Origin of the sequence: Prochlorococcus marinus str. MIT 9201, from assembly GCF_000759955.1 — a bacterium.
In the GTDB taxonomy this organism is placed as follows: Bacteria; Cyanobacteriota; Cyanobacteriia; order PCC-6307; family Cyanobiaceae; genus Prochlorococcus_A; species Prochlorococcus_A marinus_G.
This window is the reverse complement of the sequence record NZ_JNAL01000015.1, coordinates 61234-86037: the sequence shown is the minus strand read 5'-3', so window position 1 is coordinate 86037 and position 24804 is coordinate 61234. Positions and strand designations below refer to the sequence as shown.

General features: G+C 31.5%; 26 protein-coding genes and 1 tRNA gene. 15 read left to right on the top strand and 12 right to left on the bottom strand.

Annotated elements, in window-relative coordinates:
- The first annotated feature begins 17 nt into the window (after positions 1–17).
- The 5 genes from glgB to EU95_RS02640 all read left to right on the top strand — a co-directional run bounded on the left by glgB (position 18) and on the right by EU95_RS02640 (position 7488).
- Positions 18–2282: a 1,4-alpha-glucan branching protein GlgB gene (glgB, locus tag EU95_RS02620; protein ID WP_032522559.1), complete on the top strand. Its 2265-nt coding sequence runs from the start codon at positions 18–20 to the stop codon at positions 2280–2282.
- 122 nt (positions 2283–2404) lie between these two features.
- A complete protein-coding gene (gene hemE, locus EU95_RS02625) occupies positions 2405–3445 on the top strand; it encodes a uroporphyrinogen decarboxylase (protein ID WP_032522558.1) in 1041 nt (346 codons plus the stop codon).
- Between the two features lie 8 nt (positions 3446–3453).
- On the top strand, positions 3454–4437 hold the full coding sequence (locus EU95_RS02630; protein WP_032522557.1) for an NAD-dependent epimerase/dehydratase family protein: 984 nt from the start codon (positions 3454–3456) through the stop codon (positions 4435–4437).
- A gap of 57 nt (positions 4438–4494) precedes the next feature.
- Positions 4495–4845 carry a plastocyanin gene (gene petE / locus EU95_RS02635; RefSeq protein WP_032522556.1) on the top strand — a complete coding sequence of 117 codons (351 nt, stop codon included), beginning with the start codon at positions 4495–4497 and terminating at the stop codon, positions 4843–4845.
- Positions 4846–4905: 60 nt separating this feature from the next.
- Positions 4906–7488 (top strand): ATP-dependent Clp protease ATP-binding subunit, encoded by a 2583-nt coding sequence (locus EU95_RS02640; RefSeq protein WP_032522555.1) that lies wholly within the window; start codon positions 4906–4908, stop codon positions 7486–7488.
- Positions 7489–7537: 49 nt separating this feature from the next.
- Here the strand turns inward: EU95_RS02640 and EU95_RS0109085 are convergent, their stop codons facing one another.
- Complete coding sequence (locus EU95_RS0109085) at positions 7538–8008, bottom strand: 6-carboxytetrahydropterin synthase (RefSeq protein WP_032522554.1); 471 nt, start codon at positions 8006–8008, stop codon at positions 7538–7540.
- Between the two features lie 63 nt (positions 8009–8071).
- Between EU95_RS0109085 and hisIE the strand changes: the two genes are divergently transcribed.
- The 4 genes from hisIE (at position 8072) to EU95_RS02660 (ending at position 10540) form a co-directional block, all read left to right on the top strand.
- On the top strand, positions 8072–8731 hold the full coding sequence (hisIE, locus tag EU95_RS02645) for a bifunctional phosphoribosyl-AMP cyclohydrolase/phosphoribosyl-ATP diphosphatase HisIE (protein WP_032522553.1): 660 nt from the start codon (positions 8072–8074) through the stop codon (positions 8729–8731).
- 160 nt (positions 8732–8891) lie between these two features.
- Complete coding sequence (locus EU95_RS02650) at positions 8892–9815, top strand: sigma-70 family RNA polymerase sigma factor (protein WP_032522552.1); 924 nt, start codon at positions 8892–8894, stop codon at positions 9813–9815.
- Between the two features lie 35 nt (positions 9816–9850).
- Complete coding sequence (locus EU95_RS02655; RefSeq protein WP_032522574.1) at positions 9851–10219, top strand: YkvA family protein; 369 nt, start codon at positions 9851–9853, stop codon at positions 10217–10219.
- A complete protein-coding gene (locus EU95_RS02660; RefSeq protein ID WP_032522551.1) occupies positions 10220–10540 on the top strand; it encodes a hypothetical protein in 321 nt (106 codons plus the stop codon). It begins immediately after the preceding gene.
- Between the two features lie 205 nt (positions 10541–10745).
- Here the strand turns inward: EU95_RS02660 and EU95_RS0109080 are convergent, their stop codons facing one another.
- Positions 10746–11015, bottom strand: a complete 270-nt coding sequence (locus EU95_RS0109080; RefSeq protein WP_032522550.1) for a YciI family protein — start codon at positions 11013–11015, stop codon at positions 10746–10748.
- 97 nt (positions 11016–11112) lie between these two features.
- Here EU95_RS0109080 and EU95_RS02665 point away from each other — a divergent pair, with 97 nt between their 5' ends.
- Positions 11113–11469: an AbrB family transcriptional regulator gene (locus EU95_RS02665; protein ID WP_025887884.1), complete on the top strand. Its 357-nt coding sequence runs from the start codon at positions 11113–11115 to the stop codon at positions 11467–11469.
- Between the two features lie 79 nt (positions 11470–11548).
- Here the strand turns inward: EU95_RS02665 and trpA are convergent, their stop codons facing one another.
- The 5 genes from trpA to pyrC all read right to left on the bottom strand — a co-directional run bounded on the left by trpA (position 11549) and on the right by pyrC (position 14302).
- Positions 11549–12403, bottom strand: a complete 855-nt coding sequence (trpA, locus tag EU95_RS02670) for a tryptophan synthase subunit alpha (RefSeq protein WP_032522549.1) — start codon at positions 12401–12403, stop codon at positions 11549–11551.
- 27 nt (positions 12404–12430) lie between these two features.
- Positions 12431–12751 carry a DUF3007 family protein gene (locus EU95_RS02675; RefSeq protein WP_032522548.1) on the bottom strand — a complete coding sequence of 107 codons (321 nt, stop codon included), beginning with the start codon at positions 12749–12751 and terminating at the stop codon, positions 12431–12433.
- 4 nt (positions 12752–12755) lie between these two features.
- The gene (gene ndhL, locus EU95_RS02680) at positions 12756–12989 is read right to left on the bottom strand and encodes an NAD(P)H-quinone oxidoreductase subunit L (protein ID WP_032522547.1); all 234 of its coding nucleotides are present in this window, start codon (positions 12987–12989) and stop codon (positions 12756–12758) included.
- Positions 12990–13066: 77 nt separating this feature from the next.
- Positions 13067–13152, bottom strand: a tRNA-Leu gene (locus EU95_RS02685).
- Positions 13153–13252: 100 nt separating this feature from the next.
- Positions 13253–14302: a dihydroorotase gene (gene pyrC / locus EU95_RS02690; protein ID WP_080728118.1), complete on the bottom strand. Its 1050-nt coding sequence runs from the start codon at positions 14300–14302 to the stop codon at positions 13253–13255.
- A gap of 118 nt (positions 14303–14420) precedes the next feature.
- On the opposite strand from pyrC, the gene EU95_RS02695 reads away from it, so the two are divergent.
- Positions 14421–15500 (top strand): calcium/sodium antiporter, encoded by a 1080-nt coding sequence (locus tag EU95_RS02695; RefSeq protein WP_032522545.1) that lies wholly within the window; start codon positions 14421–14423, stop codon positions 15498–15500.
- A 2-nt stretch (positions 15501–15502) separates the two neighbouring features.
- Here EU95_RS02695 and gorA read toward each other — a convergent pair whose 3' ends face one another.
- Positions 15503–16867, bottom strand: a complete 1365-nt coding sequence (gene gorA / locus EU95_RS02700) for a glutathione-disulfide reductase (RefSeq protein ID WP_032522544.1) — start codon at positions 16865–16867, stop codon at positions 15503–15505.
- Between the two features lie 52 nt (positions 16868–16919).
- On the opposite strand from gorA, the gene EU95_RS02705 reads away from it, so the two are divergent.
- The gene (locus tag EU95_RS02705) at positions 16920–18149 is read left to right on the top strand and encodes a glutathione S-transferase family protein (protein ID WP_032522543.1); all 1230 of its coding nucleotides are present in this window, start codon (positions 16920–16922) and stop codon (positions 18147–18149) included.
- On the opposite strand, the gene dnaA is transcribed toward EU95_RS02705, so the two are convergent.
- Complete coding sequence (gene dnaA, locus EU95_RS02710) at positions 18150–19544, bottom strand: chromosomal replication initiator protein DnaA (RefSeq protein ID WP_032522542.1); 1395 nt, start codon at positions 19542–19544, stop codon at positions 18150–18152.
- Between the two features lie 192 nt (positions 19545–19736).
- Here dnaA and EU95_RS02715 point away from each other — a divergent pair, with 192 nt between their 5' ends.
- Both EU95_RS02715 and EU95_RS02720 read left to right on the top strand, forming a co-directional pair.
- Complete coding sequence (locus tag EU95_RS02715) at positions 19737–20348, top strand: TIGR04282 family arsenosugar biosynthesis glycosyltransferase (protein WP_032522541.1); 612 nt, start codon at positions 19737–19739, stop codon at positions 20346–20348.
- Between the two features lie 5 nt (positions 20349–20353).
- Complete coding sequence (locus tag EU95_RS02720; protein ID WP_032522540.1) at positions 20354–21037, top strand: TIGR04283 family arsenosugar biosynthesis glycosyltransferase; 684 nt, start codon at positions 20354–20356, stop codon at positions 21035–21037.
- Here the strand turns inward: EU95_RS02720 and EU95_RS02725 are convergent, their stop codons facing one another.
- The 3 genes from EU95_RS02725 to hisG are packed head-to-tail and all read right to left on the bottom strand — an operon-like array spanning position 21038 to position 24015.
- Positions 21038–21568 carry a GNAT family N-acetyltransferase gene (locus tag EU95_RS02725; protein ID WP_032522539.1) on the bottom strand — a complete coding sequence of 177 codons (531 nt, stop codon included), beginning with the start codon at positions 21566–21568 and terminating at the stop codon, positions 21038–21040.
- Positions 21568–23364, bottom strand: a complete 1797-nt coding sequence (locus EU95_RS02730) for an ABC transporter ATP-binding protein (protein WP_032522538.1) — start codon at positions 23362–23364, stop codon at positions 21568–21570. The genes EU95_RS02725 and EU95_RS02730 overlap by 1 nt, the downstream gene beginning before the upstream one ends.
- 12 nt (positions 23365–23376) lie before the next feature.
- Positions 23377–24015, bottom strand: coding sequence for an ATP phosphoribosyltransferase (gene hisG, locus EU95_RS02735; RefSeq protein WP_032522537.1), 639 nt, complete (start codon positions 24013–24015; stop codon positions 23377–23379).
- A 40-nt stretch (positions 24016–24055) separates the two neighbouring features.
- On the opposite strand from hisG, the gene gloB reads away from it, so the two are divergent.
- Positions 24056–24796, top strand: a complete 741-nt coding sequence (gene gloB, locus EU95_RS02740) for a hydroxyacylglutathione hydrolase (RefSeq protein WP_032522536.1) — start codon at positions 24056–24058, stop codon at positions 24794–24796.
- The last annotated feature ends 8 nt before the right edge of the window (positions 24797–24804 follow it).

The following is a 24804-nucleotide window of genomic DNA, read 5'->3' as shown; positions in this document are numbered from 1 at the left end:
CTTAATATCTACCAGTCATGATCGAGACAATTCAAGCAGACTGGATTAAATCAGAAGCTATCAACCTAGAAAATTGTTGCAATGATAATCCATTAAAAATATTAGGTCCTCATTTTTATGAAGAGCAATGGGTAATAAGGGTATGGATGCCTGAAGCCGACGAAGTTAAAATAAATTTTAAAAATAATACCTACAAGGCGGAAATCATTAACCACAAATGGCTTTTTGAAGCAATCCTCCCTGAAAATCCAAATTCTGATTACGAAATAAATATTTCACGAGGAGGAATCACACATACACAACATGATCCTTGGTCATTTAGAGAAGAGTGGATGGGAGAAGTTGATAGGCATCTTTTTGCAGAAGGTAATCATCATCATATTTGGAAAAAAATGGGAGCACATCTCATTGAAGAAAAGAATCAAAAAGGGGTCATGTTTTGCATTTGGGCTCCAAATGCGAAATCAATCTCGATAATTGGAGATATAAATTCTTGGGATGGAAGACATCATCCAATGCAAAAAAGATTAGGGGGGATTTGGGAACTATTCATGCCAACAATGCAAGAGGGAGACACATATAAATACGAAATAAGAACACAACAAGGTCATATTTATGAGAAAGCTGATCCATATGGTTTCCTTCATGAAATAAGACCTCAAAATGGTTCAATAGTTTCAAAATTGAAAAACTTTAATTGGAATGATAGTTCTTGGATTTCAAATAGAGATTCTTCTAGTCAAATTAACAAGCCTATTTCAGTTTATGAAATGCATTTAGGAAGCTGGCTCCATGAATCAACAGATAATAAATATCTTGAAGAAAATGGTGAACCAAGAGATCCAGTTCCTGCGGCCGATTTAAAACCTGGAACAAGATTATTAACTTATCCAGAATTAACCGAAAAACTCATCCCTTACGTAAAAGAGAGAGGATTTACTCATATTGAACTAATGCCAATATCTGAACATCCTTTCGATGGTTCATGGGGATACCAGGTTACAGGTTGGTATGCACCAACAAGTAGATTTGGTACCCCAAATGAATTTAGAGAGTTTGTCAATACATGTCATGAAGAGGGAATTGGAGTAATTCTTGATTGGGTACCTGGTCATTTTCCAAAGGATAAGCATGGTTTAGCATTTTTTGATGGTTGTCATCTTTATGAACATGGAGATTCACGCATAGGGGAACATAAAGAATGGGGAACCTTAATATTTAATTACAGCAGAAACGAAGTAAGAAATTTTTTAGTAGCCAACCTCGTTTATTGGTTTGAAGAGTTTCATATTGATGGCATAAGAGTAGATGCTGTAGCTTCAATGCTTTACAGAGATTATCTTCGCCCAGACGGAGAATGGATACCCAACGAAAATGGTGGGAACGAAAATATTGAAGCCGTTAAATTTCTTCAACAGGCTAATCATATACTCTTCCAATATTTCCCAGGTGCACTTTCTATCGCTGAAGAATCAACAACTTGGCCAATGGTAACCAAACCAACTGACATGGGAGGTTTAGGATTTAATTTGAAATGGAATATGGGATGGATGCACGATATGCTCGATTATTTTGAGATAGATCCTTGGTTTAGGCAATTCCATCAAAACAGTGTAACTTTCTCAATAACATATAACTATACAGAGAACTTTATGCTTGCTCTTAGTCATGATGAGGTTGTCCATGGGAAAAGTCATCTTTTGCATAAAATGCCTGGTGATGACTGGAAGAAATATGCAAATACTCGAGCTTTATTAACTTATATGTGGACCCACCCTGGTAAAAAAACGATATTTATGGGAATGGAATTTGGACAAAGACAAGAATGGAATGTTTGGGACGATCTGCAATGGGAGTTACTAGAATTTGAACCTCATAAAGGTATTAGAAACTTGATTGATGACCTAAATGCACTTTATAAAAATGAACCTGCGTTATGGAAAAACGACTTTGATCCTTATGGATTTCAATGGATTGATTGTAATGATAAATCTAATTCGGTAATAAGTTTTATGAGAAGAGAAAACGATACCAATGAGTGGCTTGTTGTAGTTGCCAACTTTACACCTAATACTCATGGTTCATATAAAGTGGGTGTTCCCGTAGAAGGATTCTACAAGGAGATATTTAATTCGGATGGATCTAAATATGGAGGCAGTAATAAAGGAAATATGGGAGGCAAAGAAACTATAAATTACAATATTCATGATTATCAAAATGCTCTAGAACTTGCTTTGCCCCCATTAAGCGTAAGTATCTTCAAACATCAATCAAAAAAATAAGAAGTCTCATTTAACTTAGTTCTTCATATAATTGTTCATATAACGCTTTTGATCTGCTTTACATTGTAAGATTTTTAAGTTGGAATTTTAAAAAATTTTTTTTAAACATATTTAATTGAAAAATGGGTGAAAATTTACCGCTACTACTTTCTGCCGCATTAGGTAAAAAAGTAAATAGGCCTCCAGTATGGATGATGAGGCAAGCAGGAAGATATATGAAAATCTATAGAGATTTAAGGGAGCGTTACCCAAGCTTTAGAGAGAGGTCTGAGAATCCAGAACTATCTTATGAGATTTCAATGCAGCCTTTTCATGCTTTCAAACCAGATGGTGTGATCCTTTTTTCAGATATTCTCACACCTCTTCCAGGGATGGGCATAAATTTTGAAATAATAGAAAGTAAAGGTCCAATAATTGAGGACCCAATAAGAACTCTTAACCAGATAAAAAATTTAAGAGAATTAAATCCAAGTGAAAGTTTAAGTTTTGTTGGGCAAGTGCTTTCTTCACTAAAAAAAAATGTGAATGATGAAGCAACAGTTTTAGGTTTTGTTGGAGCACCTTGGACTCTTGCTGCATATGTAGTTGAAGGTAAAAGCAGTAAAAATTATTCTTTAATAAAAGCAATGGCTTTTAAAGAACCAGATTTACTTCATAAACTGCTTGATCATTTTGCAAAATCTATTGGTGAATATCTTAAATATCAAATAAAATCTGGAGCACAAGTAGTACAAATTTTTGATTCATGGGCAGGCCAACTAAGCCCACAAGACTACGATATCTTTGCTGGGCCTTATCAAAAAAAAGTTGTTGAAATTGTAAAAGCTGAATACCCAGAAACACCAGTAATTCTTTACATTTCAGGAAGTGCTGGAGTCATAGAAAGAATGGCAAAAACTGGAGTAGATATAATCTCATTAGATTGGACTGTAGATATTGAAGAAGCTTGTAAAAGAATCCCTAGTGGGATAGGAATTCAAGGTAATGTTGACCCTGGCGTTTTATTCGGAAACAAAGCATCAATAAAAGAAAGGATAGATAATACTTTCAATAAGATTAAAGACAGGAAATATATTCTTAATTTGGGTCATGGGATTTTACCTGGGACTCCAGAAGAAAATGCTCAAACATTTTTTGAACATGGAAAAAAACTCACTTATTAGTCAAAGTTTTGGCATTTAAAAACTTATTAATCACAGGTGCGAATGGATGTGTTGGCCAATATTTAGTTGATTGGTTTTTAAAAAACACAAACTTCAGGCTTTATCTCATGGTAAGAGACAAAAGTAAGTTGCCAATTTCTATTCAAGAAAATAAAAAAGTCAAGTTACTAGTGTGCGATATTAGGGAATCAAAAAGTTATAAAAAGGAAATTAGTCAAATTAATTACCTAATACATACTGCTACAGCATGGGGAGATCCTAGAAGAGCCTATGAAGTAAATATTAAAGCTTTTGAAGAATTACTTGAAATGGTTGATATAGAAAAGTTAGATAAGATTATTTATTTTTCAACAGCTAGCATTCTTGATACCCAAACAGAATTAATGAGGGAATCATTGATTTATGGAACAGAGTACATTCAAACAAAATATGAATGTTTCCAGAGACTTAGAGAAAGCTCATTTGCAGAAAAAACTTTCGCTGTTTTCCCTACCTTAGTTTTTGGAGGAAATCTTGGAAAAAAAAGTAAATATCCTGTAAGTTATTTAACTAGCGGATTGAGAGAAATAGGGAAATGGCTTTGGTTAGCAAGATTTTTAAAACTCGATTCTAAATTTCACTTTATACACGCAAATGATATCGCTCAAATTTGTGGGTTTCTAATTAAGCATCATAAAGAAGAGCAATACAAAGGCTTTAGAAAATTTGTCCTAGGTCAGAAATTTATTTCAATTGATTATGCCATAATTACACTTTTAAAAAGAAACAACATGAGGAGATATTTTGCTATACCCCTCACAAAAAAAATTCTAAAAATATTATTAAGAATTCTTCCTATACAAACCACCGCTTGGGATAGCTTCAGTATCAAGAAATATGACTTTAATCATGTCCCTATCACTAATCCTGAGACTTTCAAACTTAAAAGTTATGCTAAGTCACTGAATGATATTTTAAGGTTATCTAAGTTACCAAGCTGTAATAACAATTAAAATTCTCACAGTTCGGCTCCCAAAGCCTTGTAATATATGTATAAGTAAATTTTAATTATGTTTCGTTCAATCTTTGCAGGGTTATTCGCAATAGTTTTAACTCTAGGTCTAGGAATTTCATCAGTTTCAGCTAAGACTGTTGAAGTAAAACTTGGTACAGATGCTGGAATGCTTGCATTTGAACCAAGTACAGTAACTATTAGTGCTGGTGACACAGTTAAATTCGTCAATAATAAATTAGCTCCACACAATGCAGTTTTTGATGGACAGGAGGAATTAAGTCATGCAGATCTAGCTTTTGCTCCAGGAGAGTCTTGGGAAGAAACATTTGACACTGCAGGAACTTATGATTATTATTGCGAGCCTCACAGAGGAGCTGGAATGGTAGGTAAAGTTATTGTTGAATAAATCTTTTAATAATTAAGTTCATTTTTACTAAATACTTACCACAATCATAATTATATTTTGATGAAAATAGTTCCAAGCGAATTTTCAAATTCTGCTTGGAACTGTTTTATTTTGGCCAAAGAAATTGCTTATAAAAATCATCAACAAAACGTAGACTCTGACAATTTATTTTTAGCTCTTATAAAAAAAGATAATCTTACAAAAAAAATCTTAAAAAATAATAATGTAAACATCAAAGAGATTGAGAAAGAAATAATGTCTTCATTAAATTTGAAGGCAAAAATGAAAGATAAACAAGATAATTTATATATCGGTGATACTCTTCACAAAATATTTTTAAAAGCAAATGATATAAAAAATACTTTAAATGATGTAGTGATATCAACAGAACACTTAGTTTACGGTTTCACTTATGATAATAAATATGGATTTCAAATTTTAAATCAAAAAGGCATTCCAGAATTTCTTGAAACTATAAAGAAAATGAAGTCAGATCCAGCAGTAAAAAACGAATTTGATACTTCTAGTGAGTCTTTGGGAAAATATGGTATTGATCTAACCCAATCTGCACGAGATGGAATTTTAGACCCAGTTATTGGTAGGGATGAAGAGATTAGAAGAACAATTCAAATATTGAGTAGAAGAACAAAAAATAATCCTGTTCTTATTGGAGAACCTGGGGTTGGTAAAACGGCTATTGTTGAAGGGTTGGCTCAAAGAATTATTAATGGCGATGTACCTTCTGCCCTACAAGATAGGCAACTAATTTCATTAGATATGGGTTCTCTTATCGCTGGGGCAAAATATCGTGGAGAATTTGAAGAAAGAATAAAAAATGTCCTGAAGAAGGTTAAAGAATCAGACGGTAAAATCATTCTTTTTATTGATGAAATTCACACAGTTGTTGGAGCTGGTGCTAGCGGAGGTTCTTTAGATGCGAGCAACCTATTAAAACCAATGCTTGCTAGAGGAGAACTTAGATGTATTGGTGCTACAACTATTATTGAACATAAACAAAATATAGAAAAAGATCCTGCTTTAGAACGAAGATTTCAGAAAATAAAAATTGATGCTCCTTCAATAGATGACACTGTATCAATATTAAGAGGATTGAGAGAAAGATACGAAGTTCATCATAGTGTGAGAATTTCTGATAATGCTTTAGTTGCAGCTGCAACCCTTAGCGAAAGATATATTAACGATAGATTTCTTCCTGATAAAGCAATAGATCTAATCGACGAAGCAGCCTCAAGATTAAATATGGTCATCACTTCCAAACCTGAAGAAATTGATGAAATTGATAGAAAAGTTCTGCAGTTTGAGATGGAAAAATTATCTTTAAAAAGAGAAATAGATGATTTTTCTTTAGAAAGATTAAAAAAAATCAATAATGAACTTATATCCCTTAAAGATAAACAAGCAGAATTAGGCGATAAATGGAAAAAAGAAAAAGATGAAATTGATGAGATTAGCACCATAAAAGAAGAAATTGAATCTGTTCAATTGCAAATAGATCAAGCCAAAAGGAGTTTCGACCTCAATAAAGCAGCAGAATTAGAATTTGGAACTTTAAATTCTTTACAAAAAAAATTGAGAGAAAAAAGTGAGCGTCTAGCTAGTTCTTACAAAAACGGTGAGACGAGTCTTTTAAGGCAGGAGGTGACTTGTGATGATATTGCAGAAGTTGTCTCAAAGTGGACCTCTATTCCAGTACAGAACTTAAACCAGTCAGAAAAAGATAAACTTTTGAGCCTCGAGTCAATCCTTAAAGAAAAAATTATTGGTCAAGATAGTGCAATTAGGGCTGTTGCAGATTCCATTAAGAGATCAAGGACTGGTCTAAATGATCCAAGCAAGCCTTTAGCCAGTTTCCTCTTCTTAGGTCCAACTGGTGTTGGAAAAACAGAGCTGAGTAAAGTAACCGCCAAAATTATATTCGATTCAAATTCTTCAATTACGAGACTGGATATGTCTGAATATATGGAAAAGCATTCAGTAAGCAAAATTATAGGAGCGCCACCTGGATATTTAGGTTTCGAATCAGGCGGTCAATTAACTGAAGCAGTGCGGAAAAATCCTTATTCGTTGATACTTCTAGATGAAATAGAAAAAGCACACAAAGATATTTTAGATATTCTTTTACAGGTTCTTGATGATGGAATTATTACTGATGGTCAGGGTCGTACAATCAATTTCAAAAATTCAATCATTGTTCTCACAAGTAACTTAGGAAGTCAATCAATAAATGATTTATCAGTTAGAAAAGAAGATACAAATGAAATTAAAAAAGTTGCTAATAATGAACTTAAAAAATTTTTCAAGCCTGAGTTTTTAAATCGACTTGATGAAATAGTTATTTTTAATAATTTAGGATTAAACGACATAAAAGAAATTGCAAAAATCCAGCTTCAAAATTTAGAAAAAAGAATTAACAAAAAAAACTTAAAATTCAAAATTACGGATGAGGCAATTAACCAACTTGTCAAGAACAGTTTCGATCATGCCTATGGTGCAAGGCCTTTAAAAAGAATTATTCAAAAACAGATTGAGACAAAAATTTCAAATAATATATTGAATAATCATTACCTTAATAAAGACGAAATTAATATTTATCTGGTTAATGGAGAGATAATTGTTAATTAAAGATCTTAATTAAAGAATTCTATATGACTTGAAATTTAAGAACTTTAATCTAAGCTTTGAACCAATCAGGGATTTCCTCATAACTTGCTTTATTAGATTTATTTTCTTTTGATTCTGTTTTCCAGCAACATGTTCTGCCCTCATCCTTGACCTGCAAGTATTCATTAGCCCATCTCCAAATCAATTCAGAAGTGAACTCCATTCCCACATTATCCATAATTCTCAGATCCAAAGCATCTAAGTCATGTAATTTTTCCCAGTGGTTGAGCAAGGGGTCATCTTTATTTACTAAAAAAGTATGATCAAATTGCTCCTTTAGTTTATTTTCTAGAGGCCTTAAACTTGAAAAATCCACAACAAAACCATTTAAGTCTAATTTTTTTGCAGTGAACCAAAAGGTGAATGATCTTGAATATCCATGCACAAATCTGCAGTGGCCTTCATGGCGCCATTGCCTGTGTGAACAGGGAAAATCCTCGTAACTTTTACTGCATGAAAATTTCAAAGAATGAATATACATCAATTAACTGTTAGGATAATTTTTAATAAAACACAATGAGTAGGATTTAACATAACGAAAATAATGACTTATTCAACTAATTTTTCGATAAAAGATCTACGCTTTGATAATTATGGATTAATCCCTGCAATAGCACAAGATTGGCTTGACGGATCAATTCTTATGCTTGCTTGGATGAACAAAGAATCGTTGACAATGACACTTGAAACCAAAAACGTTCATTACTGGAGTAGATCAAGATCAGAAATTTGGAGAAAAGGAGCTACAAGTGGAAGTACCCAAATACTTAAAGAGATAAGATTCGACTGCGATAATGATGCACTAATCCTTTTGATTGAACAAAATGGTTCTGGAGCATGTCACACTGGTGAAAAAAGTTGTTTTTTCAACGAAATACAAATTAATCAAAATGATAAAAAAGAGAAAAAAACAACTCCCTTCTCAAATATTTGTTCTGAATTATTCAATACAATTAACGAAAGATCAATAAATCCATCAGAAAAAAGTTACACAAATCATTTATTAACAAAAGGCAGTAATACAATTTTGAAAAAAATAGGAGAGGAATCTGCAGAATTTATAATGGCTTGCAAAGATAATAATAAGAATTCAATCTCAAATGAAGCTGCTGATTTAATTTATCATCTGCAAGTTGCCCTTATGCATAAAGGAGTTGAGTGGAGAGATGTACTTGCTGTTCTAGAATCAAGAAGAAAAAATTAAGTAATTAAAATTTTGAATTTATAATTTTTTCAAACTAAAATTTGAAAAAAATTGTTAGTTAACTAATTAAAAATTATTAATTAATTATTAATTAATTATTACATGTATGGCTTATTACTGAATTGACTATAAGTTGAATATATCAACAATGAGGTAAATCGTGAGTTCTTTGAGCGATTTTCTTGGAGAAATAGGTCGTCATCAACTTTTGACCCCCGAAAGAGAACTCACTATGGGCAGAAAAGTCCAAGAAATGGTAGTGCTTGTTAATAGATGTCAAGAGGCAGGCGGCAAAGGGCCAGCTTGCGAATATTCCGAAGCCGAAAGAAAAAAGATCAAAATTGGTGAAAAAGCTAAAAACGAAATGATCACAGCCAACCTAAGACTAGTTGTCAACCTTGCTAAAAGATACCAAGGTAAAGGGTTAGAATTACTGGACTTAATTCAGGAGGGGACATTAGGTCTTACAAGGGCCGTTGAAAAATATGATCCGTCTAGAGGACATAGATTTTCTACCTATGCTTATTGGTGGATTAGGCAAGGTTTAAATAGAGCATTATCAACTCAAAGTAGAACGATTAGGATCCCGGTTAACATCAATGAAAAACTTACAAAACTAAGGTCAGCTAAATCAAAGCTTATGCAACTTAAGGGTATTCCACCCAGTAGTGATGAACTAGCTGAAGAAATGAAAATAACCAAAGAGGAAATTGATGAACTCCTTTCTTGTGAATTGAGAAGCATCACTGTTAGTCTCCAAGGTACTGTCAAATCAAAATCAGACCCTTCCGAGTTAGTTGACATCCTTCCAAGTGATCAGGTTGCTCCAATGGAGTTAGCGGAATTAGCCGAAAGGACGGCCTCGGCTTGGAAGTTATTAGATAAAGCGAATTTAACTGAAAAAGAAAGAAAGATAGTAAGCCTAAGATTTGGTTTAGACGGCTCAAATGAATGGAGAACTTTAGCTGAAGTAGCAAGACATATGAGTTGTAGCAGGGAATATTGCCGACAAGTTGTTCAACGAGCTTTAAGAAAGCTCAGAAAAGCAGGAATACAGAATGGATTAGTTGATAGTATTAGCTAAAAATTCCATTAACAATATTTAAATTTCATATAATGATTAAAGAGAATTACAAAACCCAAGAAAAAATCTATGATGCTGAAGTTTTAGAAAGTTCAACATTAGATGAAAATATAATTATCAAGATTCTTATTAAAGCAGGAAGAACAATTGCCAAGCCTGCTTTAGAAGTTTTGGAGATGGCTCTAGATCCTTATACTCCAGCACAAGTGCGAGTTTCGTTAATGGCTGCGCTAGCCTATTTAATCATGCCATTTGATCTTTTCCCTGACTTTATGCCCTTAGTTGGTTTTAGTGATGATTTTGTAGCTCTCACAGCAGTACTCAGTATATGGAGCAAATACATGACTCCTTCAATAAGAACAAGAGCAGAGAATAAGCTTAATAAGTTATTTCCTTTTTTTTGAATGAGTAAATTATCTATACAGGAAGAAAAAGAACTAGTCTCCTTCATTAAAGATTGGTTAAAATCTCATGGATATACCCAAAAAGACTTAGCAAATGAATTAATTATTAGATCTAGCAGAACCTCTGAGATTATTCTAAAAATCAAAGAGTTGTATAAAAAAGGCGGCATGTTTAATATTGCTAAGAATCTTATAAAGATTGAGCAAAAATGGTTACAAAATATCAAGAATGATTATCTAGAAACAAAAGAAACAACACCATATAATCAATTAGATATTGACTCATTAGTAAACCAGATAACTCAAGATACTTGTGAATAAATATTATTTAAAATATTATTTTTTAGTTAAAAATAATATAACTCCTTAGAAACTAACCTTTAAATAAATATTTTTTTAATTCCTAGATATGATAAATAATTAAATTATTAAAGCAAAAATATAATGTATTTTCTCTTAAATTAATTTTTTCTTCAATTAATAATTAATAATTTATAATTAATGAAAATATTTTCGTAAATTATATTTAAAAAGCCTGAATCCAGGGATAAATATCGTAATTAATCCATATACCTTTTTCCCAATATATATCCTCCTCAATAAGATCTTTCAACTCATTTTCATCATTAGCATTAAAAATTCCGAACAAATATTTATTACATTTTGTTGGCCCTAATGTAACTAGAATATCTCGATCTTTTAAGTTTTTAAGTCTATTAAGATGTTGTTCACGAAACGGTCCCCTTTTAATAATTGCATCTTCACAGTACTTTCCAAAAACCACAAACTTTTCCATTTTTCAAGATAAATAATTGAATAAATACATATTAAATAATTGCATATATTACACACAAATTGCTATGTTATTTAATACAACTTTCTTTTAATAAATTATGCTAACTGGAAGCGATCTCCTTGCAAAAGTTAAAGAACTTGGTGATGTTAGCAAATCTGAACTAGTTCGCGCCTGTGGATATGTTTCTACTAAGAAAAACGGAGGTGAGCGCTTAAACTTTACCGCATTTTATGAAGCACTTTTAGAAGCAAAAGGGGTTAATCTTGGTGACTCTGGAGTTGCAGGAATTGGGAAAGGTGGAAGAAAACTTAGTTACATAGCTACAGTCCAAGGCAACGGAAATCTTCTGATTGGGAAAGCATATACAGCACTTCTTGATTTAAAAGCAGGTGATGAATTCGAAATTAAGCTAGGAAGAAAACAAATCAGATTATTACCTACAGAAGAGTCTTAAAGACCAGAAAAATAAATTGGATATATTATTTTTAATTTTTTATCAATAATTAATTTCTATATTTTTTTTAATTAATAAATTATATTTTGTATTTATTTTTTTGATCAGCAGCTAAACGCATTTCTTTACAAAATTCACCAATATTATAGACAACATCTTTTTCACTTGAACTAGAAATTCGTTTTACAAATGCACTACCAATAATTACTCCATCAGCTCCCCACTCACGAACTTTATTAACATGTTCAGGGGTAGATATTCCAAACCCAACAGCAATTGGATTGCTATTTACATCTTTTAATTTAGCAATAAGATTTTCTACTCTATTTTCCATTCTATTTCTCTCGCCAGTAACACCCGTAACACTTACTAAATAAGTGAAGCCTTTTGTATTATTTGATATTTGTTTCATTCTCTCAAAAGGAGTAGTTGGAGCTACCAATAAAATCAAGTCCATAGAATGGTTACTAACTATTTTTGAAAATTTATAAGCTTCCTCTAAAGGGAGATCAGGAACTATTAGTCCAGAAACTCCAGCATTAGATGCCATCTCACAAAAATTTTCAAAGCCAAAACACAATAATGGATTTAAGTAAGAAAAAAGGATGATGGGAATATTTAATTTACCTTTTAAAGACTCTAAGAGTTTAATTACTTTTCTAGGGTTAGTACCTGAACTTAAGGCGCGAGAGGCTGCCACTTGAATAACAGGTCCGTCAGCAAGTGGATCACTGTAAGGGATACCTAATTCAATAAGGTCAGCTCCATTTTCTTGTAACTTTAATAATATCTCAGAAGTTTTTTCAAGATTGGGATCCCCAGCCATTATAAAAGGCATCAAAGCTAATTTTTTATTATTTTTTAACTCACAGAACTTCACATCTACTTTAGACAAAGATTCATTTTCAGTAATTTGCATTTTGTTATTTTTCATAATTTTTGGATTTTTTCTATGAAAAATTTATGGATTTTTCTCTAAATCTTCCATTAGTTTTTGCTGCTCTTCCTTTGATAATGCATTGAATTTGGTTTCTAGTTTATCATTAACAACTTTTTCATACTCTTTTCTATAACGCTTTCTTTGTTCCATAAACGTCATTTTTCCATTTACAACTCTATAAACATAAGATGTAACCCAAGTAATCACAATCAAAATCAAGATGCAACTTGAGAGAGTAGTAGCTGTAAAATTGTCTAAACCAATTTGCGGTGCAAATTTATAACTAATTAATCCTATAAATGAAATAAATAAACCTATTTGTATAACTTTACCTTTAGTCAATTAATTACCCTTTACCACTTCCTTTTAGTCTGAGATTTAAAAATGGAGAAAATAATATTAAGCCTGGAAAGAAAAGAAATACTAGGCCATAAATTCCTAATCTTTCAAATTTGCCCATAATATTCCATCTATTATTCATCCAGTAAAATAGAAATAATGGAATAACTAATAAATAGATAGAAATAATTCCAATATAAGCAATTAAAGTAGCGAATGAATTATTAAAAAAACTTTCCATTTTGATTTATGGTTGGTTAGTTAAAACATAACAACTATTGGAAGTTATCGTCAGAACTAAAAAAAATAATAAAATAATGGGAGTGGGGGGACTTGAACCCCCACGAGCTAAATCGCTCGACGGATTTTAAGTCCGGCGCGTCTACCAATTCCGCCACACTCCCAAGAGGAATTTGCGCTTTTTCATCGTAGCTGAAAGCAACCCATTTAACCAAGAAAAATTGGAATATTTACACTTTTAATTGTCAGATGAAATCTAATTTTTTAATTTACTATCCCATCTACATGCCATTGTAAAGTTTCGCCTGCATGAAATGGTTTTATTTGTCCGACAATATTTTTTTCTTCAACAACATCAATAAATTCTTTAATTTTATTAGGTCTGGACACTAACTTTAATTTTTCTTTATTTGGGGAAACATTATAAAAATTAGGGCCATTTAAACTTGCAAATTTTTCAAAATTATCTAGAGCATCTTCCTCTTCGAATACTGTTAAATAGCTTTCTATTGCTACTGGCGAATTAAAAATGCCAGCACATCCACAAAAAGCCTTCCACTTTCTAAGGTGTGGAGCAGAGTCAGTTCCCAAGAAAAAACATTTTTTTCCACTTGTTGCGGCTTTCCTTAAAGAGAGTCTATTATTTTCCCTCTTAGCAACTGGTAAGCAATAAAAATCACTATTTAAGCCTCCAAAAAACATTGCATTTCTATTTATATGCAAATGATGTGGAGTGATAGTAGCTCCAATATTATTTTCTTGAACAAAATCCACTGCATAAGATGTTGTTATATGTTCTAAAACGATTTTTAATTTTGGAAATCTTTTAGTTATTTGAGAGAGTTCTTTATCTATAAAAACTTCTTCTCTATCGAATATATCTACTTCAGAATTAGTCACTTCACCGTGAATTAAAAGAGGCATTCCATTCTCTTGCATTGATTCGAAAATTTTATATAGATTATCTATTTTCTTTACTCCATGACTAGAGTTTGTTGTAGCATTAGCAGGGTATAATTTTGCTGCAAAAAAAATATTATTCTTGAAACCATTTATTAGTTCGTCTTTATCAGTCTCATCCGTAAGGTACATTGTCATTAGTGGTTCAAACTTAGAACTTTCTGGTAAAGCTTCAACAATTGATTTTTTGTAAGAGATAGCTCTTTCAACAGATGTAATGGGAGTTTTAGTATTTGGCATAACGATAGCTCTTCCAAAAAATTCGGAAGTATAATGAATAATATTTTTTAATACAAGACCTTCTCTTAAATGTAAATGCCAATCATCAGGTTTTATTATGGTTAAAGTCTTCAAAATTTTTTCTATTTAATCAATTTTAACAGCAAATTAAAATTGACAATAATTTATAGATATTCGAGGATAGTTATTAACCAATTATAAAAATTTTTATTATCTAAATAAAGTCCTAAATATGAGTGATTTTTTATTTCCAATAATAGAAATAGTTTGTGGAGTAGTTTTACTTTTTGCAGGAGGAGAGTTATTTATTCAAGGAGCCATATTTCTATCTTTAATTTTAGGAATACCTCAAATAGTAATTGGATTAACAGTTGTTTCTCTTGGAACGAGCTCTCCTGAGTTGTTGGTAAGTTTAAGTTCAATTTTTAAAGGCAGTGATTCGCTTGCAGCAAGCAATGTAATTGGAAGCAATATTTTCAATGTTCTTGTTGTTTTGGGTATAAGCTCATTGATAACACCTCTTAAGGTAAAAAGCAGAATAGTCAGAAGAGATGTTCCTTTATTAATGGCTATATCTTGTGGTGTTTGGGCTATGTCATCAACAGGCTTATTAACATTGCAGGCAGGGGTCTTTCTAATATTTTGTTTAATCTTAAATACAATATGGGAAATCAATACCATCAATGAAAAAGGAGAAGAGACAAAAGATGCTGAACCAGAAATAAAAGAATTTAAAGACAACCCTAAAGGGACGATTAACATTTTACTAAAGTTAATATTAGGAATATTTCTTTTAAGCTTTGGTTCAAATATTTTAGTAAATGGTTCTCAAACGCTTGCTACTCTTTTGGGGGTAAATGAAATTGTTATTGGTTTAACAATAGTCGCCACCGGAACATCTTTACCAGAATTAGTGACTTCAATAATTGCTGCATTTAAAGGCAAAACAGATCTTGCGATTGGTAATGTAATAGGAAGTAATTTGCTCAATCAACTTCTAATTCTTGGAAGTTGTACTATTTTCTCAGGATTTAAAGGTTTAGTAATTGAACAAAGTCTAATAAAAGTTGACTTACCTTTTATGGTTTTAACTACATTTGCATGCTTACCAATTTTCTGGAGCAAAGGAAAAATTACTAGAATTGAAGGATTTATTTTGATTAATTTTTATATTTTTTACATTCTTGATAAGATACTATTTTTGAATGATTTTAATTATATCTCTGAATTAAGGGTAGGTTTATTTATTTACTTTTCATTACTTATAGTAATTCTATTTGCTCAAGAAAAATTAAAATTTTCCAATTCATAATTTTAGCCATACATAGTCACAAACTCTTCTGAGATAGTTGGGTGCAAAGCCATAGTAATATCAAAGTCTTTTTTTGTTATCCCCGCATTTAATGAAATTGATACCATTTGAATAATCTCAGATGATGTTTCTCCAAACATATGACATCCCAGGACTTTATCAGTTAACTTATGAACTACAATCTTCAACATACATTTTGATTTATTCTCTTTAAAAGTATTAGACATAGGAGTAAATTTGCATTTGAAAATTTTTATATTTTTTTCAGAGTGAATCTCAATAGCTTTTTTCTCACTTAGGCCAACTGTTGAAATTTCTGGAATAGTGAAAACCGCCTTAGGGATATTTTCATAATTTACTTTTCTTTTTTGGTCATTAAAAAAATTATCCGAAAAAACTCTCCCTTGTTCTATTGCTACTGGAGTTAAGTTTGGTTTATTTATAATATCGCCAACTGCAAAAATATTTGCGTTGCTCGTTTGATTAAGTTCATCAACATCTAAATATTGGCCATCCATCTTTAGATTTAAAAAATCTAAATTTAAAGGCAAAAGATTTGGTTCTCTTCCTGTAGCAATAAGGATATTATTAGTTAGGATTTTATCCCCAGAGTCTAAGGTAGATTCCAAATTTCCATTTACTCTATTGATAGACCTTAATTGAGTATTGGAAATTATGTTTATGTCAGAAAACGTAGGTGATTCCTTTAGGCATAAAGAAAGATCCTCATCAAAACCATTAAGTAAATGTTGACCTCTAATTAATTGAATTACTTCAGTACCTAAATTCCTGAAAATAGAAGCAAATTCACAAGCAATATATCCTCCTCCAACTATTAATAATGATTTAGGAAACTTCTCTAGTTCAAAAACATCATCACTAGTCCACGCCAAATCTATCCCCGGGATACTCAATTTTTTTGGTTTACCTCCAACTGAAATAAGAATTTTCTTTGAACTTATTTTATTTTTAGTTTTCTTTGTTTTTGGACAAATAATTTCTACTTCATTTTGAGTTTTAAATCTTCCTAAACCCTCAAAAATAGTTACATTTAATTTATTTAAAGAATTTCTATGTAAATTACTTAATCTGGAAACCTCATCTCTGATATTCTTCAATAAAATATTTGATTCAAAATTAATATTTTCATTTTTTAACCCATATCCTTCAGAAGAATCCATATTCTTTTTACTTTTAGCTGCGTAAACCATCAATTTTTTAGGAACACATCCCCTTATTACACAAGTTCCTCCTATTTGATTTACTTCTATGATTGCAACTTTTGCGCCATAATTAGCCGCACGTTTAGCCGCCGCGAGTCCTCCAGATCCAGCGCCAACTACAATTAAATCAAATTCAAATTCCAAGACTTTTTTTAATCAATTATTATAACGTTAGTTTATAGCTTCAATTCAAATAATGAATGGGATTTTGACATGGGATAATTTAAATAAGTATGAAGTTGAAGATCTTGACAGAGTCAATGGTATAAATAACTCCTATGCAAATTTAAGATTATTTGGACATACTGAAAATGATGTGCTAATTACCCTCTATAGGGATAGGCATTCTTGGTGTCCTTATTGTCAGAAAATATGGTTATGGCTTGAATATAAGAGAATTCCATATAGAGTCAAAAAAATAAATATGTTTTGCTACGGCCAAAAAGAAAGTTGGTTCCTCGATAAAGTCAGATCGGGTAAATTACCTGCAATTGAATTTCAAGGGCAAGTCATAACTGAAAGCGACAATATTATAGCTTTTTTAGAAAATAAATTTGGGGCACTTGGATCTTTTATAACATCTAGTAACCTTATAAAGATTAGAGAATTAGAAAGAGAAATTTTCAGATCTTGGTGTAATTGGCTCTGCCGAGAAAGTTTTAATTTTATAGATAACTCTTTTAGAAAAAAAAGATTTAAAGAATCCATTTCTAAATTCGATGAAATCTTAAGTAAGACAAAATTAGGGTTTGTTGATCCATCAGTATCTAATACTGGAGATATTGAACCTGGTGTTGGAGATATAATTTTTATTCCCTATATGGAAAGAATGAATGCATCACTTATATATTACAAAGGGTTTAATTTAAGATCTAATTACCGTCATGTAGATAACTGGCTTACCCTTTTTGAAGGGACAAGTGCATATAGAGGAACTCAGGGAGATTTTCATACTCACTCTCATGATTTACCGCCACAAATGGGTGGATGTTATACAGAAATCAATGAACAGCAGATTACTTTCTCTAAGTTAATTGATACGGGAAAGGGTTTTGGTAATTATGAATTAAATAAAAATTATGATTCAAAATATTTCGCCAAAATTGCTCTTAAAAGAGTAATAAAGCATAAGGACAATTTACTAAAAGTAAACCCATATAATAGAGAAACCTTTGATGAATCTTTGAGATCAGCTTTGACACATATGGTCACAGGTGAAGTTCGAGTACCTGAGACAATTTCAGGAAAATCTCTTAAGTACTTAAAAAATAGAATCTCAGTTCCAAGAGATATGCCTATTATTTCCGCAAGATTATTAAGACAATCATTAAATAAAATTGAATTACTAAGTGATAACAATAATATAGATAAGTTACCGCTCAATCATAGATATGATCAAGATCCTAAAAATTTCATTTCTAATTAACTATGTATTCTTTCTTGAATCTATTTGAAGTAAATCTCTTATTTTCTGAACTTGACTTGCAATATTAGGATCAATAGACAATTTTTTTTCAACCTGTTCTATAGCATACATAACTGTTGTGTGGTCTTTGCCCCCAAATTCATCTCCAATTCTTGGTAGGCTTAGATCGGTTCCATGTCGCATAAGATACATACCTATTTGTCTAGCTTGACTTACTGGTTTTCTCCTACTTGAGCTAATTAATTCATCAGTAGAAACTTTAAAGAAATCTGACACTTTGTTAATGACTTGTTTTGGAGTAACAACTACTCCAACACTATTCGGATCAAGCATTGGAGCAATTGATTGAACAGTCATTGGTAAGCCTGTTATGGACGCAAATGCAACAGCTCTAGTAAATGCCCCCTCCAATTCTCGAATATTTGAAGTGAATCTTCCTGCTATAAATTGGATTAAATCTCTTGGTAGACTCATTCTCTCTAGTTCTGCTTTTTTTTGTAGGATGGCAGTCCTCGTTTCAAGATCGGGGGGCTGAATATCTGCAGTCATGCCCATTGAAAATCTAGAAATTAATCTCTCTTGAATTCCAGATAATTGATTAGGGGGCCTATCACTTGCAATAACTATTTGACTTCCTGATTCATGAAGGGCATTGAAAGTATGAAAAAATTCTTCTTGTGTATACTCCTTACCTTCTAAGAACTGTATATCGTCTATTAAAATTAAATCTACATTTCTATATTTATCTCTTATAGCTGTCATTCCATCTCTCCTGATGCCACTAATAACATCGTTAGTAAAAGTCTCTGTAGATACATATTTGACTTTTGCTTCTGGATCTATTTCTACTCGATAATGACCTATTGCTTGCATTAAATGAGTTTTACCAAGACCTACACCGCCACATATAAATAATGGATTGAATTCTCTCCCGGGAGATTCCGCAACTGCTAAAGCTGCAGCATGAGCTAACCTACTATTTGGACCTACAACAAATCTTTTAAAGACGTAACGCAAATTTAAACCGTTTGGATTTCTGGATCTATTTTTTGAAGTAATATCTTGGCTATTATTAGCAAATGATTTTGTTTTATGATTAAGGTTCTGTTCATCTAGGTTATCTTTTTTTATTAAATCGCTACTTACATTTGTTTCAGATTTAAAAACAACTTTAACATCATGGCCGCAAATTTCTTTTGCAGCTTTTTCAATAGTTTCACAATAATTCTTTCTTAACCAATCACTGGAAAATGTATTTGGAGCTATTAAAGTCAATAAGCCATTCTCAAAACAATTAAACTTAGCAGGCCTTATCCATGTCTCAAATGAAGGCTTACTTAAAGTTTTTTGGAGTGATTGTTGAACTTCCGTCCAAATAGGATTAATTGCTTGCAAAATTTTATTCTATAGATTATTAATCTAGTTGGAATTTAATAATTGGCCATTATCAAATCATAAGATCACGACAAATTTAAAAATATTTAACAATGCATAATCTAACTTTATAAAAAAAATTTTTATATTTTTAATAGGCATATAATAAATTTGAATCATTCAAAAGCATTGGACAAAGCTCTACTAATTATCATGGCAAAATGGCATGCTTTTGGAAGATGCAAAACCAGATTATCAAAAGATATAGGCAAAAGTAATTCTGCAAAAGTTCAAAGTGTGATGACAAAACACACTATTTCAGTCGCAAAATCTCTCCAAAAAAATAAAATAATTGATATTTCTTTAGCTATTTCTGGTTTAGGGCTAAGAAATTGTAAAAGATGGTCTAATGAATTAGGTATCAAAAAATATAATTTGCAGGGGAAAGGCTGCTTGGGAGAAAAAATGAAACGGCAAATAATTATTAACAAAAAATTTTGCATTCAAAATAAGATCAAAAATATTATTTTTATTGGTACTGACCTTCCAGATCTATGCCATCAAGATTTACTGCATACTCTAAAAGAGCTAAATCAAAATGATCTTATTTTGGGGCCATCAAATGATGGAGGATATTGGCTTATTGGTTTATCTGAAAAAATAATTTTAAAGCATACATATTTACCTTTTATCAATATTAAGTGGGGGAATGAATATGTTCTTCAAAATACAATAGATAACTTTACTAATAAAAAATTAAAATATAAGTTTTTGCATAAAAAAATAGATGTAGATACAATCATTGATATTGAAAATAGAAAGTAATCACATTGTGTAAGATCTCAATCATCATTCCAACTATCAATGAAGCAAATAATTTACCATTATTGCTTTCAGATTTATCAATCATTCAGAAGGAAGGAGAAATTATTGTTGTTGACTGTGGTAGTGATGATAAAACTATTGATATAGCAAATATTTACGGAGCAAAAGTATATAAAGCCAAAGAAAGGAATCGAGGTTTACAATTAGATATGGGTGCTAACAACTCAAAAGGAGAATGGCTCATATTTTTGCATGCAGATACAAGATTAACTAATGATTGGTTTAGAAAGATAAATTCAATTTTAAATGGAGACAAAGATTATATTTTCTATTTTAAATTTAAAATTAATAATAAAAAAATAATTTATAGAGTCCTGGAGATTCTTGTAAATTTTAGAAGTCAATATTTTAAAAAACCGTATGGTGATCAAGGTTTAATAATTCATAGAAATACTTATTTTAAAAATGATGGTTTTAGAAAAATACCTTTAATGGAAGACGTAGATTTTTTAAGGAGATTAAACAAAAAAAAAGATTTAAAACAATTAAATTTACCTATTTTTATAAGTTCAAGGAAATGGGAAAGAACTAATATTTTTCTCCAAGCAATTAAAAACTGGCACTTTAGAAGAAGATGGTTAAAAGGCGAATCGACAAAATCTATATATTCTGAATACTACAAAAAATGATTAATTTGCATACCAAAAAGCACATTTAGAGCCTCTTGGTTCTAAAGTCCAACCTTGTCTTTTGTAAAAAGCAACCACCTCCGCATCAGCGAAAAGGGTAACTTTAGAAATACCAATATTTTTTAATTCTTTAAGAATATATTTCATTAACTCTTTCCCCAATCCTAGTCCTTGATAGACAGGATTAACAGCAACATCCCAAACTGTTGCTTCCAGAATTCCATCGCCAGTACATCTAGCGAATCCTACAAGCCTTGGAAACTTATCATCATGACGCCATAGCCCAACAACCAAAATACTAAAATCCAAAGCTCTTTTAACTCTCCTTATGGGCCTTCTGCTCCAACCAACACTTTGCAAAAGTTGATCAAGCTCTATTAGATCTAACTCTTTATTTTTACTGCATACAAATATTTCTTCTTTATTTTTTTGTGTGAATTCATAGGAATTTAGACCATAGATGTCTTTCAGCTCATTTCTAGATAAACTGCTTGATTTTTTTATTGATGAACCTTGGTTTCTAAAAATCATTAAAAATTAGCTAATCCTTTTTGTTGAAGTTCAGAGAGCTGAAAATATAAACCTTTTTTCAGTCTCAATTCACTATGTGATCCTTCTTCAACTAATGATCCTCCTTTTAAGACTAAAATCTTATCAGAGCTTTCAATAGTAGCTAATCTATGAGCTATTACTAATGCTGTTCTTTTTGAAAGAATCCTCTCAAGATCTTTCTGCAAAGTAGCTTCTGTAGACGGATCCATAAAAGCTGTTGCTTCGTCCATTATTAAAACAACAGGATTTCTAATCGCTACTCGAGCTACAGAAAGAAGTTGCCTCTCTCCAGAGGAAAGATTCCCCCCTCTTTCTCTTAGTAAGGTGTTCAAACCTTCTGGTAATTTTTTTAACAAATTATCTAACCCCAATTCGTTACAAAGATTTTCTAATTCAATATTGTCTACATTCGAATTTAGTTTTAAATTATCTGCGACATTTCCACTAAAGATAAAGGTATCTTGCAAAACTACTCCCAACATATTTCTAAGAGTTGCAATAGGAATATCTTTGATATTTATATCGTCGATTAAAATTTGGCCTGATTGAGGTTCATATAATCTACATAACAGTCTTATTATGGTCGACTTACCTGATCCAGTTGGCCCTACAAAAGCCACATGCTCTCCTGGATTGATCTTAAAAGATAAATTCTTTATGATATATTCTCCTTCGTTGTAGAAAAAACTAACATTCTTAAACTCAATTTTGCCCTTAAATTTTTTAATTACATTTTTAGCACTTTCTAAAAAATGTTTTGCGGAATTAGAGTCCTTAATCTGTATTTCTTCATCCAATAATTCGTTTATTCTTTCAACAGCTGTTAACCCTCCTTGTATTTGAGTAAATCTTTCTGCAAGCTGCCTTAAAGGCTCAAAAAGTCTTTGGGAATATAAAATAAAGGTTGTTAATGTTCCTAAACCAATATTTCCAGAAGTAACAAGATATCCTCCAACTGCCAAAACCAAGGAAACTGCGGCGAGAGAAATCCATTCTATAAATGCCGAAATACTACTATCATAAAATATTGTTCCATTAACTGCTTTTTTATAAGCAATTCCAGTTTTGGAAAATTTCTTGCTATTAAAAGCCTCTCTTCTGAACATCTGAACGACTTCTAAACCTTGCAGATTCTCTTGAAAATCAGAGTTGAGTTGAGACAATTCTTCCCTCACTTGATAATTGGCTCTTCTATAACGTTTTTGAAGCCAAATAATAAAATATGAAACTGGGATTTGAGTCAAAAGTAATAAAATGGCAAGTCCTCGATCAATTGATAACATTGTCAAAGAAATTACTATCAGACTGACGAAGTCTGCAATGACTCCAACCGCCCCACTACCAAAAACCTCGGCTAAAGCATCAACATCATTTGTTAATCTCGTTAATAATTTACCTACAGGCATTTTATCGTGATACCTAAGAGATAAGGATATTGAATGATCAAAAAGTTCTCTTCTTATTCTCGCTGTCAAACGTTGTCCAACTGCTTGGATATTGTAAGTTTGGTATCCCTGCAAAACTAATCTGAATAATACAGTTATAAATAAAGTTAGGATTATGGCATTTATTGACTGCCCAAAGAAAGTTTTACTTAGCCAAACATCTGTAGTTTCGTTCTTTAGAATAGTAATTGCTTGACCAACTAATAATGGTTGAATAGCTCCAGAGAAAGAAACAGGTAACAAAACTATCAAGATTAGATAGATTGTTTTTTTATCTTTAGTTAAATATTTACCTAACTTTTTAATCCTTCTGAAATCTTTAAAAAACATTTAGCTAATCTTCTATAATCCATTGGTTGATTCTATTGATAAAATAGTATCTCTGAGATAATTATCATCTAACCTCATAGATAAAGGATTTCCAATTAGTCTTGCAGTTGAGTAAAAAAGATCATCTATTTTAATTAACCCATTTTCTTTAAGAGTCTTTCCGGTTGCAACCAAATCAACTATTGCCTCTGCCATACCTGTAATAGGTCCAAGCTCTACTGATCCTGTCAAATGAACTATTTCTACAGGAATATTTAATTCTTCAAAATAAGATCTTGCTGTTTTTATAAATTTACTTGCTACTTTACAATTTGCTGGGAGATCAGTTGGTTTTGAATAATTGCTATTTTTCTTAACCGCCAACGACATATGACAACCACCAAATCCTAAATCTAATAACTTTGCAACTTTTAATTCAGATTCTCGTAAAACATCGTCCCCAACAATACCCAAATCAGCCTGACCATAACTTACATAAACAGGAACATCTCCATTTCTCACTAATAAAGCTTTAGCTCGTTTGCAATTTGATTCAAAGGTTAATGATCTATTATTTTCGTCCAACGCGGCAGAGAAATCTAACCCTGCTCTTTTAAAAGTTGAAATTGAATCTTTTAACAGAGCTCCTTTTGGTAAAGCTATAGTAAACATAGATCAATTTCTTACAAGGATTCTTCATTCTAAATTAACAATGGAATTTAATAAAGCTCGCAATATAATCGGACTTAGAGTTTTAAATGATAACGTCATTTGGCTGTTGATAAAAGATAAATCTGTTGTTGTTGTAGATCCATCTGTTCACGAACCAGTAATTAGATATTTAGATGAAAACAATTTTCACTTAAAAGCTATTTTTCAAACTCATCATCATTCAGACCACATTGGAGGGACGAAGTCCCTTATCGAAAGATGGCCAAATGTAAAGGTGATTGCTTCCTCCAAAGAAAGAAAGCGAATACCTTTTCAAAATGTATCTGTAGAGGATGGAGAAACTTTGAATATCTTAGGTGAAGAAGTAAAAATAATTGAAGTATTAGGACATACAAACTCACATATTGCCTTCTTTTTGAGAGGGAAAAATCCTGTTCTTTTTATTGGTGATACATTATTTTCTGGAGGCTGTGGAAGAATTTTTGAAGGAACTTATCAACAAATGTATTCTTCACTAGAAAGAATTAAATCTTTACCAAAAAATACCCTAATTTATTGTGCGCATGAATATACTAAGGCAAATATACTGTGGGCATTGAATCTCAAGCCTAAAGATCAAAATATAAAAAATAAACTTTCGGAAGTTGAAAAAAAACTTTCTCTTAATGAATTGACAATTCCATTTTTACTTGATGAAGAGATGAAAATAAACCTTTTTTTAAGAGCAAAGAATTTGGAAGAATTTTCCTTTTTAAGAGCAAATAAAGATTTATGGGTTTAAATAGATAG

Excerpts from the sequence above, each read along its gene's own strand:
- glgB (WP_032522559.1), top strand. The coding sequence starts at position 18 with ATGATCGAGACAATTCAAGCAGACTGGATTAAATCAGAAGCTATCAAC.
- hemE (WP_032522558.1), top strand. The coding sequence starts at position 2,405 with ATGGGTGAAAATTTACCGCTACTACTTTCTGCCGCATTAGGTAAAAAA.
- petE (WP_032522556.1), top strand. The coding sequence starts at position 4,495 with ATGTTTCGTTCAATCTTTGCAGGGTTATTCGCAATAGTTTTAACTCTA.
- EU95_RS02640 (WP_032522555.1), top strand. The coding sequence starts at position 4,906 with ATGAAAATAGTTCCAAGCGAATTTTCAAATTCTGCTTGGAACTGTTTT.
- EU95_RS0109085 (WP_032522554.1), bottom strand. The coding sequence starts at position 8,008 with ATGTATATTCATTCTTTGAAATTTTCATGCAGTAAAAGTTACGAGGAT.
- hisIE (WP_032522553.1), top strand. The coding sequence starts at position 8,072 with ATGACTTATTCAACTAATTTTTCGATAAAAGATCTACGCTTTGATAAT.
- EU95_RS02660 (WP_032522551.1), top strand. The coding sequence starts at position 10,220 with ATGAGTAAATTATCTATACAGGAAGAAAAAGAACTAGTCTCCTTCATT.
- EU95_RS0109080 (WP_032522550.1), bottom strand. The coding sequence starts at position 11,015 with ATGGAAAAGTTTGTGGTTTTTGGAAAGTACTGTGAAGATGCAATTATT.
- EU95_RS02665 (WP_025887884.1), top strand. The coding sequence starts at position 11,113 with ATGCTAACTGGAAGCGATCTCCTTGCAAAAGTTAAAGAACTTGGTGAT.
- trpA (WP_032522549.1), bottom strand. The coding sequence starts at position 12,403 with ATGAAAAATAACAAAATGCAAATTACTGAAAATGAATCTTTGTCTAAA.
- ndhL (WP_032522547.1), bottom strand. The coding sequence starts at position 12,989 with ATGGAAAGTTTTTTTAATAATTCATTCGCTACTTTAATTGCTTATATT.
- EU95_RS02695 (WP_032522545.1), top strand. The coding sequence starts at position 14,421 with ATGAGTGATTTTTTATTTCCAATAATAGAAATAGTTTGTGGAGTAGTT.
- EU95_RS02705 (WP_032522543.1), top strand. The coding sequence starts at position 16,920 with ATGAATGGGATTTTGACATGGGATAATTTAAATAAGTATGAAGTTGAA.
- EU95_RS02715 (WP_032522541.1), top strand. The coding sequence starts at position 19,737 with ATGGCAAAATGGCATGCTTTTGGAAGATGCAAAACCAGATTATCAAAA.
- EU95_RS02725 (WP_032522539.1), bottom strand. The coding sequence starts at position 21,568 with ATGATTTTTAGAAACCAAGGTTCATCAATAAAAAAATCAAGCAGTTTA.
- EU95_RS02730 (WP_032522538.1), bottom strand. The coding sequence starts at position 23,364 with ATGTTTTTTAAAGATTTCAGAAGGATTAAAAAGTTAGGTAAATATTTA.
- hisG (WP_032522537.1), bottom strand. The coding sequence starts at position 24,015 with ATGTTTACTATAGCTTTACCAAAAGGAGCTCTGTTAAAAGATTCAATT.
- gloB (WP_032522536.1), top strand. The coding sequence starts at position 24,056 with ATGGAATTTAATAAAGCTCGCAATATAATCGGACTTAGAGTTTTAAAT.